This is a genomic window from Acidovorax radicis, assembly GCF_020510705.1.
Classification (GTDB): Bacteria; Pseudomonadota; Gammaproteobacteria; order Burkholderiales; family Burkholderiaceae_C; genus Acidovorax; species Acidovorax radicis_A.
On the sequence record NZ_CP075184.1, the window covers coordinates 22,263 to 37,220 of the forward strand.

The 14,958-nt window shown below is 60.3% G+C and carries 16 protein-coding genes; 12 read left to right on the forward strand and 4 right to left on the reverse strand.

The genetic code is table 11. The features are described from left to right. Positions 1 to 11 precede the first annotated feature (11 nt). Complete coding sequence (locus KI609_RS00095; protein ID WP_226445821.1) at positions 12 to 500, forward strand: hypothetical protein; 489 nt, start codon at positions 12 to 14, stop codon at positions 498 to 500. A gap of 292 nt (positions 501 to 792) precedes the next feature. Then, positions 793 to 1,173 carry a hypothetical protein gene (locus KI609_RS00100; RefSeq protein WP_226445822.1) on the forward strand — a complete coding sequence of 127 codons (381 nt, stop codon included), beginning with the start codon at positions 793 to 795 and terminating at the stop codon, positions 1,171 to 1,173. A 249-nt stretch (positions 1,174 to 1,422) separates the two neighbouring features. On the opposite strand, the gene KI609_RS00105 is transcribed toward KI609_RS00100, so the two are convergent. Beyond that, complete coding sequence (locus KI609_RS00105; protein WP_226445823.1) at positions 1,423 to 3,528, reverse strand: DUF4238 domain-containing protein; 2,106 nt, start codon at positions 3,526 to 3,528, stop codon at positions 1,423 to 1,425. A gap of 219 nt (positions 3,529 to 3,747) precedes the next feature. Here KI609_RS00105 and KI609_RS00110 point away from each other — a divergent pair, with 219 nt between their 5' ends. The 6 genes from KI609_RS00110 to KI609_RS00135 all read left to right on the forward strand — a co-directional run bounded on the left by KI609_RS00110 (position 3,748) and on the right by KI609_RS00135 (position 10,231). Beyond that, positions 3,748 to 4,551, forward strand: coding sequence for a hypothetical protein (locus KI609_RS00110; RefSeq protein WP_226445824.1), 804 nt, complete (start codon positions 3,748 to 3,750; stop codon positions 4,549 to 4,551). A 718-nt stretch (positions 4,552 to 5,269) separates the two neighbouring features. Continuing rightward, positions 5,270 to 6,106, forward strand: coding sequence for a hypothetical protein (locus KI609_RS00115; RefSeq protein WP_226445825.1), 837 nt, complete (start codon positions 5,270 to 5,272; stop codon positions 6,104 to 6,106). Between the two features lie 423 nt (positions 6,107 to 6,529). Continuing rightward, a complete protein-coding gene (gene yedE, locus KI609_RS00120; protein WP_226445826.1) occupies positions 6,530 to 7,840 on the forward strand; it encodes a selenium metabolism membrane protein YedE/FdhT in 1,311 nt (436 codons plus the stop codon). A gap of 14 nt (positions 7,841 to 7,854) precedes the next feature. Then, complete coding sequence (yedF, locus tag KI609_RS00125) at positions 7,855 to 8,103, forward strand: sulfurtransferase-like selenium metabolism protein YedF (RefSeq protein ID WP_226445827.1); 249 nt, start codon at positions 7,855 to 7,857, stop codon at positions 8,101 to 8,103. A gap of 98 nt (positions 8,104 to 8,201) precedes the next feature. Next, entirely contained in the window at positions 8,202 to 9,629 is a 1,428-nt protein-coding gene (locus KI609_RS00130; RefSeq protein WP_226445828.1) for a chloride channel protein, read from the forward strand. Positions 9,630 to 9,817: 188 nt separating this feature from the next. Beyond that, entirely contained in the window at positions 9,818 to 10,231 is a 414-nt protein-coding gene (locus tag KI609_RS00135; protein ID WP_226445829.1) for a YkgJ family cysteine cluster protein, read from the forward strand. 87 nt (positions 10,232 to 10,318) lie between these two features. Here KI609_RS00135 and KI609_RS00140 read toward each other — a convergent pair whose 3' ends face one another. Continuing rightward, the gene (locus tag KI609_RS00140; RefSeq protein WP_226445830.1) at positions 10,319 to 10,627 is read right to left on the reverse strand and encodes an acylphosphatase; all 309 of its coding nucleotides are present in this window, start codon (positions 10,625 to 10,627) and stop codon (positions 10,319 to 10,321) included. Positions 10,628 to 10,785: 158 nt separating this feature from the next. On the opposite strand from KI609_RS00140, the gene KI609_RS00145 reads away from it, so the two are divergent. From KI609_RS00145 to KI609_RS00155, 4 genes are all read left to right on the forward strand, one after another. Beyond that, positions 10,786 to 11,031, forward strand: a complete 246-nt coding sequence (locus KI609_RS00145) for an ATP-binding protein (RefSeq protein ID WP_226445831.1) — start codon at positions 10,786 to 10,788, stop codon at positions 11,029 to 11,031. Positions 11,032 to 11,177: 146 nt separating this feature from the next. Then, on the forward strand, positions 11,178 to 11,615 hold the full coding sequence (locus tag KI609_RS00150) for an OsmC family protein (RefSeq protein ID WP_226445832.1): 438 nt from the start codon (positions 11,178 to 11,180) through the stop codon (positions 11,613 to 11,615). Between the two features lie 345 nt (positions 11,616 to 11,960). Further along, positions 11,961 to 12,089 (forward strand): hypothetical protein, encoded by a 129-nt coding sequence (locus KI609_RS22875; RefSeq protein ID WP_264181361.1) that lies wholly within the window; start codon positions 11,961 to 11,963, stop codon positions 12,087 to 12,089. Positions 12,090 to 12,226: 137 nt separating this feature from the next. After that, on the forward strand, positions 12,227 to 13,606 hold the full coding sequence (locus KI609_RS00155) for a homoserine dehydrogenase (RefSeq protein WP_226445833.1): 1,380 nt from the start codon (positions 12,227 to 12,229) through the stop codon (positions 13,604 to 13,606). 178 nt (positions 13,607 to 13,784) lie between these two features. Here KI609_RS00155 and KI609_RS00160 read toward each other — a convergent pair whose 3' ends face one another. Together KI609_RS00160 and KI609_RS00165 are read right to left on the reverse strand one after the other, a co-directional pair. Beyond that, on the reverse strand, positions 13,785 to 14,411 hold the full coding sequence (locus KI609_RS00160; protein WP_226445834.1) for an FMN-binding negative transcriptional regulator: 627 nt from the start codon (positions 14,409 to 14,411) through the stop codon (positions 13,785 to 13,787). 1 nt (position 14,412) lies between these two features. Beyond that, positions 14,413 to 14,892 carry an OsmC family protein gene (locus KI609_RS00165; RefSeq protein WP_226445835.1) on the reverse strand — a complete coding sequence of 160 codons (480 nt, stop codon included), beginning with the start codon at positions 14,890 to 14,892 and terminating at the stop codon, positions 14,413 to 14,415. Positions 14,893 to 14,958 lie beyond the last annotated feature (66 nt).

Below are 14,958 nucleotides of genomic sequence, written 5' to 3' on the forward strand. Positions count from 1 at the left end.
AGAGGTTTGATATGAGTACACCAGCTCCACCGACTAATTTCCAGTCTTGGCTTGACTATGCAGTCGCAACCATGGACGCGCGAGGAGCATACCTGGACCGCCTCTTTAGTGAGGAGGGCACTCCATCTCAGGACGATATCCGGGCTGCAGCCGAGGAGGAGCTTGATCATCTCAAGAAAAAGGCAGTCATGCCGTGGATCAGTATCCTGGAGAACTGGCAGATTGCTCTTTCAAAGAGGCTGAGCCGCTCTGCCGCAGACATTGTTGAAGACAACCTTTTGGCGGCAGATTTTTCAAATGACAGTGTTCACGTCCAATTTAAGGATGGCTCTGATCTGACATTTCGGCGTGCGTTTTACCTAGGCGAAACACCCGCTGATGGGGCCATTCATCGAGTAGCAGTGTTTACAGAGCAATGCGGGTATCACGAGTTCTGGATTGGCCCAGGTGATCAAATTTCGGCAACTTCAATATCCGGCGCTTCGTATAAATCCACTTAAGAAGATTTTGCATGGAACTCAATGGCCCAGTGGGTCTTGACTTTGGAAGTCCCGATTTCGACAAACGGATGGACGAAGACGCAAAAAAATTTGTGTCAGATTTGGCCCAGTAGATCCAACAACGCAGTGGCGCAAACGTGGCTTTGCAACTGGAGGAGGATGAGGCATCTTCCTCCCTGGAGCTGCATCCTAGAAGACGGCATGTAGGTGAACAAGTGCAAAATGCGGCTGGAGTTGCCATGGACTGGGACGGTCTGTTGGTGTCCTAGTCGCCAATCGCAAGGAGGCTTCAATGCAGGTTCAGTTTCTGAACGATCGTTTAGCGCCTACCGTTGAGTCCCAGCCCTCAGTGGAACTCCATCACTGGCGCATCCTGAAGCGGGGCAATGGGGATCTGCATCTGGCCGCGCAGATGGATTCGGGATCTCTGCGGGTGACTTCCAAGCTGCAATGTATGGAGCTTTCGCGTGGCATTATCAGAACGGATTCGGGGCGTAGCTATCAGCTATGCGCCCAGCCTGAAGACGATGAGGTACTCCATGCGATCATTCAGCTCAACGCCCTGATAAGCCTGCACATGATCTCTGGAGACGTGAGTCAGGTCATCTGGGATGCCATTAATGCAGGAGCGTGGCCAGTTGGCGGCACACCGCTCCTGCTGCCTCCGCAGTGATTCGGCGCTTAGCCACTCAGCTACCTTGGTGAATGTCCAGACGCCATGCAGCCCATACCCAAGTTACTAAGCGGGGAAGAGCTGTGGCGCGACAAATCTATCCACTTTTGCCAAGCAGCGCGAGGTCCAGTATCGCAGCGGTTGCTGTCCGTGGGCGCCTTCTTCTGTGTTCACCCTAATGGTAAAAAGCAGTCATTGCCAATGACAACCCGAGCGTTTCGGACTTAGACCACGCAACGTTCAACCGCCTTAGGAATCGCGCAGCATATTGCTCGAATGACTGTGCTGTCTCCGCTCGGGAAATCTCGCACCACTGATCAGCTTTGTGAGCATAGCTAGCTCTTGGTCATTTCCCACATCCACTCGAATCTGGTTGCCCGCTGGCGACAAGTAAAACCCGAAGCCCCAAAGGATCCGCTCAGCGTGGACAGTCAAGAACTCTAGTTCGGCGAGGCTCGCCCAGGTATCCCTGGCGACAAAGTACGAGTCCATATCGCGGGATAAGAGGTAGAACCAGTTCAAGAGACCCGCTGCTTCAAGTTTCTCGGCGCATTTCCCAGATTCCCAGTAAGTTGGATTGACATGGCGTAGTACGCAGCCAGACGCCGCTGTTGTAAAGAGCGCTTCTGTAAATACAGCAAGGGTGAGTAGTAGCTTGTCCACATCGGGCTCAGCAAGGTACTGCTCCCGAACTCGGGAGAGTCCCTCTAGGCTCCAGCTCATAGCCTGGGACTGGAGCGCATCTGCCATCTGGAACTCCTGTGTCCCCATTTTTTGGGGAGATGACAGGCGTGCGCCAAAGTAGTGGGACGCCGCCAATTGCGCCATGCCGAGCAGTAGATTCTCCAGCTGACCTCGCGACTCTTGCACCTCCTGTTGCGACACGCTTCCCGCAAAAAAGTGCATGTATACGGCACGGCCAAGATGATGGCGCACAAGAGCGCTTGCGGAACGAGCGTGCTCGGCCTTGGCGTTGACCATGAGTTGTGCGAGTTCCGTGGGCACGAATACTTCGCAGACAAAGCCTTCAGGCGTGAAACTCGATTGGCATGCTCCGAATTGCACTTGCTGCTGCCCGTACTCGTTGAGTGGCACGCCACGCTGCGTCAGAGCTGCGGCGACATCCGGGACGACAACGACTGCGCGCAGTTGGTCCAGATACGGCGCTAACTCAGGCGCGCGCATTTGCGCCCGAATTGCGGCCTCAACGGCACCGTTTTTGGGGCTCCCGGGCAAGAACTCAACAATCGGAACCAAAGATACCAGTCTTGCTGCCGTCGGTTCACTTCTTTCGGGGTAGGGGGAAGGCGCATCAAACGCATCCTTCTCTAACAGCCTCTGGGAGTGGTTCGACACCGCGTGCCCAATCTGCTGCGCGAGCCCGACCATCTCCATGTCGTTGCGAGAGCTGATGAAAAAGTCCAGCGAGGACTGTGCTAACAACGAATTGAGTTTTTTCCAGTCAATGACTACATCTGTTCGGCTGCCAACAAGCACCCTGGATGAACTAACTGGCATCAGTACGCTCGCCAGAGTCTCGTCGTCGGCCAGGGTGTAGGGTATGGGGCGTGAAAGATCAGCATGGTCGCTGGCAAGCGCCAAGCAATCAGGCAATATCACATGTGAGTTCTCGGGCACCAAAACGAGCTTCCAGTGCAAGGACTTAAGTAGCTCAGTGCGCTTCAGCGGAACAATTTCCCTTTCCAGCATCCGGATGTGTCCGTTTTCAATAGCACTGGACGTGACCCCAACAAAGCGTTCTATCTGCATGTCGAACATGCCTGCCATGCTCGTGAAGTCAGCATGAAAGTGTTCCCGGAAGCGAAACCTCACCATCCTGCCAAGTCGGTGCCGTGCAGTTTCTGGGAGCATGGCCACATCCTCGGCAAGACTCTCATTAATAGTTTTTTCGATCATTGAGTCTTTTGAGACAGAGTCAATGCCCATGTACGCGCGAGCCGACTCATCGGTGGCCAGGACCTGCGACATGTGATCTAGAAACTTCTTTGTTATTTCGCTGAAAGCGCCTCGCACAAATGCAGCCCTAATGGAAAGGTGGGACACGACCGAAGCTGCGGCCTCGGGTTCTACTTGCCCTAGAGGTGCGTTTCGCAGTCCGTCTACAGCCGGTGTAAGGACGTCCTTCTCATACCGAGTAATGATGTTGTCGAGTGCATCCTCGTCAAGCGAAGGTTCGGAGTAGAAGTGCCGCTGCGCGGCAACGCCTTCTGTGGATGACTTGTAGGCCGCTTGTCCTTTGCGGAATACCCACACTTGGGAGTGCTTACCCGACTTCGACGCTTCGAAGCCTCGCTGCAGAAGTTGTGGGATGAAATGTTGCTTGATTCCGGCCATATGCGTGCTTCGATTCAATTCCTGTGATGATCACCAAACTTGTTTCTCAGTATTGCCTTCGTTAGAATAGCGCTGCACACGTCGGTGCGCGCTGCTCACCATAGGCAGACCCGGTCCGCTGGGACGACGCAAGATCAAGCCATCTCGAACCATTTGCACAGCCCAACCTCAATGGAGTGCAGCAGTGAGCACTGTGAATCTCCTGGTACGGAGCATGCAATGGAAATTTTCCCCATTACCTATACACGCGCTCAAAAGATCGAGCGCGAAGCCAAGTCGCGCCGAAAATCTGATCCCAGCCTTGGTCGGCAAGATTCTCTGAATCTTGTTGCCCGGGGGCATGGCTTTCTACATTGGCACCATGCTTGTCTTTGCCGAGAGCGGGGGCGACAAGAGCCAAAGGCGCAGCCTATGACACGCCGAATGCAAAGCATCCTGACCGAGGCTCAAACTCGCTTCCCGGCGGCTGAGGCCACTGTAGAGGCCTTTGCCAAGGGGCTGGTCATTGCTGTAGACGTGGCCGATGCTGGACGATTGGGAGCAACACCGGATTACTGTGAGGTCTCTGATGGCTGGTATATCGCGGCGGCGGACATTTGGCCTGCGGTACTGCAAGGTCGGTATGTCGAACTACCTAACGAGGATGACTCTCGACGAGACTTGGAGGTGATGGATGATTTCACTTGTCTACGCTTCTTCCATGTCTCAGCATCAGGTCATCAGTCGCTCAAGAGCGCCTTGGAGTCGATTGCCGCGCCCGTGCAGTGGTGTTGGGTCGGCGGCTCTGCGACGCGTGTGACCCGAGAGCCATGGGTGGGTCAAGCCCGCTCCCGATTGGATCGTTTTCGCCATCTGATCGACGCGGTGAGCATGTCCTTCGTCGTGAACGAAGAGCCTGACATCGCGGACGCTAGTGCGTTCATGTTTGAAAAGCAGACACCGCTCGGGCAGCTTCGATACCAATCCATTTCCGTGGCTGTGAGAACGTCCTGGGGAGAAGCCCAACGCGTGAAAGTCCGATAGAGCTCTCGATGGCTTTGGAAAACTGAGGCACTGAACGGTGCCTCAGTTTTTCGGTGCATGTCTTGTTCAAGAGTGCGTAGGAATTCTGGTACCCCGCAAGCGGCTGTTTCATGGCGCAAAGCTGCCACGCTGTTCATTCCGGCGATTGACTGCACCAACCTGGAGCTGCCATTCCGAAGCGCCGTTTCGCAGCGAATGCAGTGATCCGCTCCCGCGTAGCCGAACCCGTACTATCGGCCAAATGCTGTCGTTCGGTGCGAGACCGCAAGCGGCGGGTCTAGGATGAATGCGAACACGCTCTGCACGCCAAATCCCAGAAGCTGCAGTCCATTCCGCTGAATGACTCTGGCTTGTGGGACTTGGCGCAGATGGAGGCCAAAGGCAGCTCCCCCTATCTGTTCCCAAAACCGATAGCAGGCAACACCTACACAGCGATCACCCGGGCGTGATATCAGCTGCATGAAAAGGCCAGCGCCAATGTTCGCATCCATGATCTGAGGAATACCTACGCCTAATTGCTGTCACTAGCGGGCGCAGCTTGTACGACGTTCCGCAGATACTCGGGCATAGACCCCGAGCCGACGATATGGCACGCCCATCTCTCGGCCAAGGCGGTGAACGCGGGATCGATGATCATCACGAAAGCCGCGTAATAGCGGTGCGACGTCCTGGTTTCATCTCTGGGTCTGGGGCGCTCTTTATTTAGTTTGGAGGAGTAATGCAGAAAACCGACGAAGCGCATCAAAAGACAGTACAGATTGCGGATGCAAGTAGGGCCTCAGGCTATGCTGAAAGCAGGACGGGAAGAGATGGAAGTGTATTGGCGCAGCTTGATCCCGCTCCAGATCAAGGCTCTCCCACTCCCTCGGAAAGAGACCCCAAGCTTCAACTTCTTTTAACCGTGCTTCCGGTTCTCTCCGCAGCGCTGTACCTGGTAGGCACGATGTATCAGGAGAGCTACTTGTTGGCCTTTGGTGTAGATAACTCCATGTTCCCACTGCCGCTCGATCGGGTATGGTTATACGGCTTCACATCTTTGTTGTCATTTGGTCTCGCACCAATGTTGATGGGTGTAATGATTGTGTTGCTGATCGTGATGGCGGTGATCATTGCCGCAGCTCTTTCTTCCTTCCCGAAGGTTCAGCGCGGTCAAGCTGTTTTTGCGCGATGCGCACGTAAACGGCTCGCTTCAATTCAAAATAAGCCTGCGCCTGCCATGGTGGCATTGGTAGACAAAGGGGGAGTGCTCTACTTTTATGTCGCGGGGTTTTTCTTTATTGTCGTAGCGCTTGTGTCCGCGGTACTTCTTTCGTCGCAGGCAGGAGCCAAGGCTGCCGAAAGAGACAAGGCCCGATGGGCAGAAGGGGCTCAGCGAACAGCGGTTGCCAGCGCCAAAGGTGAGCCGTCGTTTACTGCCTTCCAAGTAACCTGCGGGGCGATTCATTGTGCTTTTTGGACCGGCAGCGAAACGCGTATCTTGAGGCACGAGGAGGGGGTGAATCTGCGCGTCTATCCAGCAAAGAGGACTGTCGACCAGCGAAAGCGATCGGAGTAGCCAAGTTGGGCAGGTGGCGCTGAGCGCGCATCGGCCATTTACGGACGGCGTGTAGAGAATGGGCGCCGGCAAAAAATCCATGGTCCAAATTGCATGCTAAAAGTCTCCCAGACAAGCACCTCAGCAAGAGATAAACCAACCGACTACCGGTTGCGGATTCAACGGTTCGATAGCAGTACGATCATCTTCAGCGGTTAGCTGATCACGACTGATCGGTTGAAGTGATCAAACGCACCGGGGTTCGCCCCCGTATCGTACGGCGACGGAGGACTTTCTGAGCATGTAGGATTTTTTCAATGATTCTGAGAACGGCGACATTCCTATTCTTAGAATCCGTGCAGAAGTTGTTGATTTTTCGTCCCTCACTTTTGCAATCATTCTGAGAACCTACAGAGCGGCGGGCCTTGCCGTAACACACACGCTTTGCCACAAAGGCTCCGTCATGGAGCCTTTGTTGTTTCCATCCTCTGCCTGCGCTCCCGCGCAGCCCTTTTTTCTGAAAGCCAACCCGTCATGACCTGGCAAGAATTCAAACAACAGTACCTTGTGCGCTTCTGGTCGCCTGTGCCGGCCGTGATTGCCGCGGGCGTGCTCTCGGCCTACTACTTCGGCCTGACCGGTACCTTCTGGGCCGTCACGGGCGAATTCACACGATGGGGCGGACATGCGCTGCAGTTTGCGGGCGTGGACCTGTCGAACTGGGGGTACTTCAAGATCATCGGCCTGCAAGGCACACCTCTGACACGCATCGACGGGGTGATGATCATCGGTATGTTTGTCGGCTGCTTTTCGGCGGCGCTGTGGGCCAATAACGTCAAGCTGCGCCACCCCACGCACCGCATCCGGGTGTTCCAGGCGCTGGCGGGCGGCATCATTGCGGGCTTTGGCGCGCGCCTGGCCATGGGCTGCAATCTCGCGGCGTTCTTCACGGGTATTCCGCAGTTTTCGCTGCACGCCTGGTTTTTTGCCATTGCCACAGCCATCGGCTCGTTGGCCGGGGCCAAGGTCAGCCTGCTGCCCGTCTTTCGCATCCCCGTGAAGCTGCAAAAGGTGTCGGCACCGCAGCCGCTGTCGGCACACCAGGCGCAAGCCAAAAGACGCTTTCGCATCGGCATGGCGCTGTTTCTGGGCTTCATGGTCTGGGCTGTGGCCAAGATGTTCGATGCGCCCAAACTGGGCATTGCGGCCCTGTTTGGCCTGGCCTTTGGGCTGATCATCGAACGTGCCCAGGTGTGTTTCACCTCGGCGTTTCGTGATTTGTGGATCACCGGGCGCACGCAGATGGCCAAGGCCATCATCGCCGGCATGGCCGTGAGCACCATTGGCGTCTACAGCTATGTGCAACTGGGGCTGGACCCCAAGATCTTCTGGGCCGGCCCCAATGCCGTGATCGGTGGGCTGCTGTTTGGCTTTGGCATCGTGCTGGCCGGCGGCTGCGAAACCGGCTGGATGTACCGCGCGGTCGAAGGCCAGGTGCACTACTGGTGGGTGGGCCTGGGCAATGTGATCGGCTCAACGCTGCTGGCGCTGGTGTGGGACGACCTGGCACCCGCCATTGCCATTAACTACGACAAGATCAACCTGCTCAAGACCTTGGGCCCCCAGGGCGGCCTGCTGGCCACCTATGGGATGCTGGGCCTGTCGCTGACGCTGGTCATCTGGTGGGAAAAGCACTTTTTTGCCAAGAAGGCCCGCCAGAACGCCGCCGCCACCAAGCTGCAAACCGCCCTTTGAAACCGGAGCCCGCCATGACACCCACCCCCACCAGCACCTACGTTCCCGACTTTCGCCTCGACATGGTCGGCGAGCCGTGCCCCTACCCGGCCGTCGCCACGCTCGAAGCCATGCCCCAGCTCGCGCCCGGCCAGATTTTGGAGGTGATTTCGGACTGCCCTCAGTCGATCAACAACATCCCGCTGGATGCGAAAAATCATGGCTACGAAGTGTTGGAGATTCAGCAGGACGGGCCCACCATCCGCTACCTGATCCGCCGCTGACAGCCGCCGTGGGCGGCCGCGCGCGCACAACCCTGCGCTGATGCCAGCCCCCCAATCTATCTGAGCGCTTTCACAAACCCGCCCTCTTTTTCATCGGGATGCACAAAGAACCGGACTTCCTCCACAACCTGCGCCAGGAACTCAAGGACGGCAGGCGTTGGCTGGATCGCAGCATCGTGCTCGCCTATGCGACTGCGGCGGGCTTGTGTGTGGTGGCATTCACGTTGTTGGTAGATACCGCTTTTGGTGTGTTTCAGCGCATCTATCACTGGCAGGGTGGCTGGGCGGTGCTGGTCTGGACGCCCACCATCACAGCCGCAGCGGTATGGGCCACGCGACGCTGGGCGCCCGGCACCGCAGGGTCAGGAATTCCGCAGGTGATGGCCGCGCTGGAACCCTCGCTCGACACCACACAACGCGGGCGCCTTGTGTCGCTGTGGCTGTCATTTGCCAAGATGGTGTTGGCGGGAGCTGGCTTCATGGCGGGGCTGTCCATCGGTCGCGAAGGGCCGTCGGTGCAGGTGGCCGCCGGGGTCATGCACCATGCGCGCCGCTGGTTTGGCCCGCACTCGGGCATCACGTACCACGCACTGTTGGTGGCTGGTGGCGCAGCAGGTATCGCGGCGGCATTCAATGCGCCCCTGGCGGGGGTTGTTTTTGCGATTGAAGAACTGTCACGCCGCATGGAGTCGCGCTCCAGCGGCCTCATCATCAGCGCCATCGTGCTGGCCGGTTTGATGGGGGTCTCGGTCTTTGGCAATCTGAGTTATTTTGGCCGCATCCAGGTGCCGCGCCTGACCTGGGACGCGTTGTTGCCCGGCCTGTGCGTCACGCTGACCTGCGGCGTGCTGGGCGGTCTGTTCGCCAAGTTGCTCGCCGCCTCGCTCACGTCCGCGCCCGAGCGCCTGAACCGGTTGCGTTCGCGTTTTCCCATCCGTTTTGCAGCAGCGGGAGCCTTGCTGATCGCCATCATTGGCCTCGTCACCGGGGGTGCCACGTTTGGTGCGGGCTCCGACGCCGTGAAACACATGCTGCAAGGGGAGGCCGATGTGCCGGCTTTCTACGTCACGCTCAAATTCATCGCCACCTGGTTGTCGGCCTGGGTGGGCATACCGGGCGGTATCTTTGCACCGTCGCTGTCCATCGGGGCGGGCGTGGGGCACAACGTGTCGATGCTGATGGGCGGCGACGTGGCCCCCGCACTGATCGCCATGGGCATGGCCGCCTTCCTGGCGGCGGTAACCCAGGCGCCGCTTACCGCGTTCATCATCGTGATGGAGATGGTCGACGGACACGCCATGGTGCTCAGCCTCATGTCGGCGGCCATGCTCGCCAGCCTGGTGTCGCGCATGCTGGCCCGGCCGCTGTATGAAACGCTGGCGCATTACATGGTGATCAGTGCGGCGCCAGCACCACCATCCTCAGAACCAGACCCCTCGTCATCGTCTACGGCAACGCCCCCCACCGTTTCGCCGGCGACACCGCAAGACAACGACACCCCGCCGAGCAGGGCGTCAGCAGTCTGACGTGCCACCGGCTGATGCAGCAGTAACAATCTGCGGTCCGGCCGGATGCTGGTGGCTGCGTCGCTGAAGAAGTGTTGGCGACGCAGCGATGCCCGCGGAACACAAAGCAGGCCAAAAACCGCTGCAAAAGACAGAACGCGTACAAAATCGCAGCCATCCCTTCACCTTGTGCCATTGCCCTCACACCCATGCGCTCGCCCATCGCCATCGTTGACGTAGACCGCCCAGACACCTGGACCCGCTACCGCGCAGGCCTGTGTGACACCTGCGCAGCCAACTGCTGCACGATGCCGCTGGAGGTGCAGCTTTCGGACCTGGTGCGACTGGGTCTGGTAGACCCGTTCGAGGCTGAACACGAGGAGCCCAGGCACATTGCCAAACGGCTGCAGAAGGCGCGGCTGATTGACCACTTCAACCACAAGAACACGATCTTCACGATGGCGCGGCGCGCCAGTGGCGACTGCCATTTTCTGGACCCCAAGACGCGGCTGTGCACCGTGTATGACCAGCGGCCCGAAACGTGCCGCCTGCACCCCCAGAAGAAAAGCCCCAAGCCCGGTTACTGCGCGTATGGAGCGCGTGATTTGCAACGCAGAGGCTGAGCGCCGGGGCCAGTGGCGCGGCCCACCGGTGGGTGTCGATGCGACATGGCCGCCCGCCGCAGCGGTGGCCAGCCAGTCGCTCCATCTCTAGACCGTTTCCCTTTGAACGAACCCTGCCAGGGGCTCCGCAGGCCCGGGCGCGGCCTGCACCTCCACCCCATCCACCCGCGCATGCGGCGGGCCATGGCGGGCCCAGCCGATGAGCGATTGCACGGCGTCGGTGGGGCCCGTGACCAGGGCCTCCACGCTGCCATCGCTGCGGTTGCGCACCCAGCCTTGCACGCCATGCTGCTGGGCAGCTTGCACCATGGACCAGCGATAACGGACGCCTTGTACCTGGCCACGGATGAGCAGGTGCCGGGTGATGGTGGGATTGTTGCTGCTGGCGGGGTGCATGGGCGCACTGTATCGCCAGCGCACCGAGCAAGGTGCCGACGGCGCCCCGGCCACCATGGCCATGCTCGACCGTTGGAACGCTGCGCGCTAAGCTGCAGTTCAAACAGAAGTCTGGTCCCCAGTGACTCCCTTTGGTTGTGTGCCCCAACCCTCCGCCCATGAATGCCCGACGCAAAGCGTTGCCCGCCATCGATACCGACCGCTGCACTGGCTGCGGGTGGTGTGTGGCGGTGTGCGCGCCCCATGTGTTGTCATTGCAGGTGCAAGGCACGGCCGACTGGGGGCCCAAGCGGTCTCGGTTGCACGATGCGGCGGGCTGCTCGGGATGCGCCCTGTGTGCGGTGCGGTGCCCGTTTGATGCGATTCGCATGGTGCGGATGGAGCCCATGGGAGACGGTATTTAGCTCCACGGCGTGCGGGCACAAGCGCTGTCCCCCTGCACTTGCACTTGCGGGGTGGACAGTGCAATGCGATGCTGTCCCACACGCCCGCGCAGCAGGGCGTGGTGATATCAGTGGTTCACCCGATCCACCACCACAAGGAGCACACCATGACGGAAAAGAAAGCCAGCGTTCACTGGGAAGGAGCCGGCAAGTCCGGCCAGGGGCAGATCAGCACCGAGACCGGGGCGCTCGACAAGTACCCGTATGGTTTTGCCAGCCGGTTTGGCGATGACCGCAAAGGCACCAACCCCGAAGAAATCGTCGGCGCCGCGCATGCGGCCTGCTTCACCATGGCATTTGCCTTTGCCGCCGAAAAGGCCGGCATTGCCACCGAGACCATAGACACCACGGCCACCGTGCGGCTGAGCAAGGAGGGCGATGGCTTTGTGATCGACCGCATTGCCCTCACGCTCACCGCCAAGGTGCCGGGCACGGACGACGCGGCCTTTCAAAAATTGGCAGCAGACGCCAAGGCCAACTGCCCGCTGTCGAAAGCGCTGGCGTCGGTTCCCGAGATCACACTCACCGCCACACTGGCGAAATAGCGGAGCGGCACGCGGCGCGGCGCAACGCACCGCTGCCAAAGTCCATTTGTCGAGGACCCATGACTGGAACTCGCTGCGGCCACCATCTGCGCCATGTGCTGGCGTCGATGCAACAGCTGGGCCTGAGGGGATAACAGCCACCAGTCAGGTACTGGTGGCATATGAAAATATATGAACAAAAATGCCCGTAGCGCTTATCCATAAAGCGCTAACAGCTTCTGTTTTTATAGCAATCATCTGCCTGAAGCCGTGACGGTAATGCCACCTACGGTGCCCACCCGCAACGCCCCCTTTCGAAAGCAGGCTTGACGACAGCCCAAGCGCCTCAGTTACACTGACCGCCTCATGTCGTACACCGCCATCCCCTTCACCGCACGCGCCACGGCCTCCCAAGGCATGTGCATGATGCTGCCCGCATTCACGCGGGCGATGGGTGCACGAATGATTACCACCATTACCCCCGCGGCCACCTGAGCACGCGCAGGTGGCCGTTTCGGCAGCCACCTGGTGATCGCTCTCTTCTCCCCAAGACGAATGAATGAAACCCAGCTCTGGCAGCTGGGTTTTTTTGTTTGTTCGTTTGATTGTTTTTCAGTCGTTTGGAGAAGTCCATGGTCCGCGATCCCGTCCAGTCCCTAGCGCCTCAACCGTTGCACGCCGCCACTGTAGCGATGCGCCCTCTGCGCGTGGGCATGATTGGCATTGGTACCGTGGGCGCCGGCACATTTCGCGTGCTGGCGCGCAACCAGGTGCAGATTGCAGGGCGCGCCGGGCGTGGCATTGAGATGGTGGTGGTGGCCGCCCGCAACCTGACCCGTGCGGCCAGTGTGGTGGGCACCGACGTGGCGTTGACCAACGACCCGGTGCTGGTGGCCACCCACCCCGACGTGGATGTGGTGGTGGAGGTGGCGGGTGGCGCCGGCCCCGCGCGCGACTGGGTGCTGGCCGCCATCCGTGCAGGCAAGCACGTGGTCACGGCCAACAAGGCGCTGCTGGCCATCCATGGCAACGAGATCTTTGCCGCCGCCCGCCAGCACGGCGTGGCCGTGGCCTATGAGGGCGCGGTGGCGGTGAGCATTCCCATCGTCAAAGCGCTGCGCGAGGGCCTCACGGCCAACCGCATCGAGTGGGTGGCGGGCATCATCAACGGCACCACCAATTTCATCCTGAGCAAGATGCGCGACGAGTGCCTGGGTTTTGCCCAGGCGCTGGACCAGGCGCAGGCGCTGGGCTATGCCGAGGCCGACCCGACCTTCGACATCGAGGGCGTGGACGCCGCGCACAAGATCACGCTGCTGGCGGCCAATGCGTTTGGCATGCCGGTGCGTTTTGCCGATGCGCAGATCGAAGGCATCACGCGCCTGCAAGGGCAGGACGTGGCGTGTGCCGAGCAGCTGGGCTATCGCATCAAGCTGCTGGGCGTGGCCCGGCGCCGCCACGACGGGGTCGAGCTGCGGGTGCAACCCGCGCTGGTGCCCGCCTCACACCTGATGGCGCATGTGAACGGCTCGATGAACGGCATCATGGTCAAGGGCGATGCGTCAGGCGTGACGATGTACTACGGCGCGGGCGCAGGGTCGGAGCAGACCGCATCGGCCGTGATTGCAGACCTGGTGGATGTGGCGCGGCTGGATGGCACCCATGCCGCACAGCGGGTGCCGCACCTGGGTTTTCATGCCCACGCGGTGGACGACACAGTGGCGGTGCTGCCGCGTGCTGCGGTGCGCACGCGCCACTACCTGCGCGTGCCGGTGCACAGCGCCCAGCAGATCGAAGCCGTGGGCGCATGGCTGGCCACACAACAGGTGCCCGTGTTGCAGGTCGCGCTGGCACAAGAAAAGGCGTTGCCCCCGGGCAGCGGCCCGCAGGTGCTGGTGTTGACGGACGCCGTGGCGCAATCCACCGTGGACCTGGCCGTGTTTGCGCTGGCAGCGCACCCGGCCGTGGCAGGCCCGGTGGCGGCGCTGCGGGTGGAGATGCTGGAGGGATGATTCGCCCAAAAACCCGTTCATGCTGAGCCGTTCGAAGCGCCGCGCACGACTTCGACAGGCTCAGCCCGAACGGTGGGGAATGATTTCAGCCACGGTCAGAAAATATGGTCAAAACAGGCTCTGGCGTTTATCCATCAAGCGCAAGCAGCTATGAAATTTGATCTTCTCAACACGCAAATCACACGCCCCGCACCAGCGCCGCCATGTCCGCAGCCGCCGGTGTGCCCTCCGCCAGCAACCCCTGCACCACGCCCGCACGGTCGGTGTCGGTGCGGTTCTGGCTGACCTTCCAGATGCCTTCCCAGCGCTCCACCGCCAGCTCGATGCCCACGATGGCGCGCAGCAGCTTGTCGATGTAGTCGGGCGGCGCATCGTCAATGCGCCACGGGTCGGGGCGGTGCGCCTCGTGCTGCTCGCTCAGGGTGTGCAGGATGGCGCGCAGGCGCACCGGGTCGTCAAACGCACTCAGGGCGCCGTGGGCGTGCACGGTGGCGTAATTCCAGGTGGGCACCTGCTTGCCGTCGATGGCCTTGGACGGGTACCACGAGGGCGACACATAGGCCTGCGGGCCGTGGAACACCGCCACCGCCTGCTGGGGCAGCAGCGGCCACAGCGCGTTGGCGCGGGCCACATGGCCGATGAGCGTGCCATGCGCGCCGCGCGTTGGGTCCAGGTACAACGGGATGTGGTTGACGTGCAGCGCGCCTGCATGGGCGATGACGAGTGTGGCCAGGGGCTGCACACGCACCAGCGCCTGCTGGGCGGCGGCATCGGTCACCTGAAACTGCCGGTTGGCGTTGGCCATGTCAGCCCCCTTCCACTTCGAGCACTGGCGCGCAGTCGATCTGCGTCTTGACCGAGTTGGCCAGAAAACACGACGCGTGGGCGCGGTGGTGCAGGTCATCGAGTTGTGCGGCACTGGGCGCATGCGCCGCATCAAAGCGCGTGACGGGCTTGAGCTGTACATGGGTGACGACCAGCTGGCCCTGCGCGTTTTTGGCCATGGTGCCCACGGCCGCGTCGGTGTAGCTGTTGAGCCGAAGGCCCGCGCGGCTGGCGAAGTCCATGAACCACAGCATGTGGCAGCTCGACAGGGCCGCGACATAGGCTTCTTCCGGGTCCACCGCTGCCGCGTCGGAATACGGCAGCGGCACCACATGGGGCGACGACGACGCGGCCACGGTGGCGCCGCCATCGAACTGCCAGGTGTGAGCGCGGTGGTAGCGCTTGTCCAGAAAGTCGTCATTGCCACGGGACCAGGTGATGGTGGCGGTGTGCTCGGCCATGGGGTCTTTCTTGTGGGTCCGGGCCTCGCAGGCGACCCGGATGGTTTCTACAATGGTTCTTCAGTT

What these genes read in the sequence shown, in the direction of transcription:
- KI609_RS00095 (WP_226445821.1), top strand. Translation starts at nt 12, where the DNA reads ATGAGTACACCAGCTCCACCGACTAATTTCCAGTCTTGGCTTGACTAT.
- KI609_RS00100 (WP_226445822.1), top strand. Translation starts at nt 793, where the DNA reads ATGCAGGTTCAGTTTCTGAACGATCGTTTAGCGCCTACCGTTGAGTCC.
- KI609_RS00105 (WP_226445823.1), bottom strand. Translation starts at nt 3,528, where the DNA reads ATGGCCGGAATCAAGCAACATTTCATCCCACAACTTCTGCAGCGAGGC.
- KI609_RS00110 (WP_226445824.1), top strand. Translation starts at nt 3,748, where the DNA reads ATGGAAATTTTCCCCATTACCTATACACGCGCTCAAAAGATCGAGCGC.
- KI609_RS00115 (WP_226445825.1), top strand. Translation starts at nt 5,270, where the DNA reads ATGCAGAAAACCGACGAAGCGCATCAAAAGACAGTACAGATTGCGGAT.
- yedF (WP_226445827.1), top strand. Translation starts at nt 7,855, where the DNA reads ATGACACCCACCCCCACCAGCACCTACGTTCCCGACTTTCGCCTCGAC.
- KI609_RS00130 (WP_226445828.1), top strand. Translation starts at nt 8,202, where the DNA reads ATGCACAAAGAACCGGACTTCCTCCACAACCTGCGCCAGGAACTCAAG.
- KI609_RS00135 (WP_226445829.1), top strand. Translation starts at nt 9,818, where the DNA reads ATGCGCTCGCCCATCGCCATCGTTGACGTAGACCGCCCAGACACCTGG.
- KI609_RS00140 (WP_226445830.1), bottom strand. Translation starts at nt 10,627, where the DNA reads ATGCACCCCGCCAGCAGCAACAATCCCACCATCACCCGGCACCTGCTC.
- KI609_RS00145 (WP_226445831.1), top strand. Translation starts at nt 10,786, where the DNA reads ATGAATGCCCGACGCAAAGCGTTGCCCGCCATCGATACCGACCGCTGC.
- KI609_RS00150 (WP_226445832.1), top strand. Translation starts at nt 11,178, where the DNA reads ATGACGGAAAAGAAAGCCAGCGTTCACTGGGAAGGAGCCGGCAAGTCC.
- KI609_RS22875 (WP_264181361.1), top strand. Translation starts at nt 11,961, where the DNA reads ATGTCGTACACCGCCATCCCCTTCACCGCACGCGCCACGGCCTCCCAA.
- KI609_RS00155 (WP_226445833.1), top strand. Translation starts at nt 12,227, where the DNA reads ATGGTCCGCGATCCCGTCCAGTCCCTAGCGCCTCAACCGTTGCACGCC.
- KI609_RS00160 (WP_226445834.1), bottom strand. Translation starts at nt 14,411, where the DNA reads ATGGCCAACGCCAACCGGCAGTTTCAGGTGACCGATGCCGCCGCCCAG.
- KI609_RS00165 (WP_226445835.1), bottom strand. Translation starts at nt 14,892, where the DNA reads ATGGCCGAGCACACCGCCACCATCACCTGGTCCCGTGGCAATGACGAC.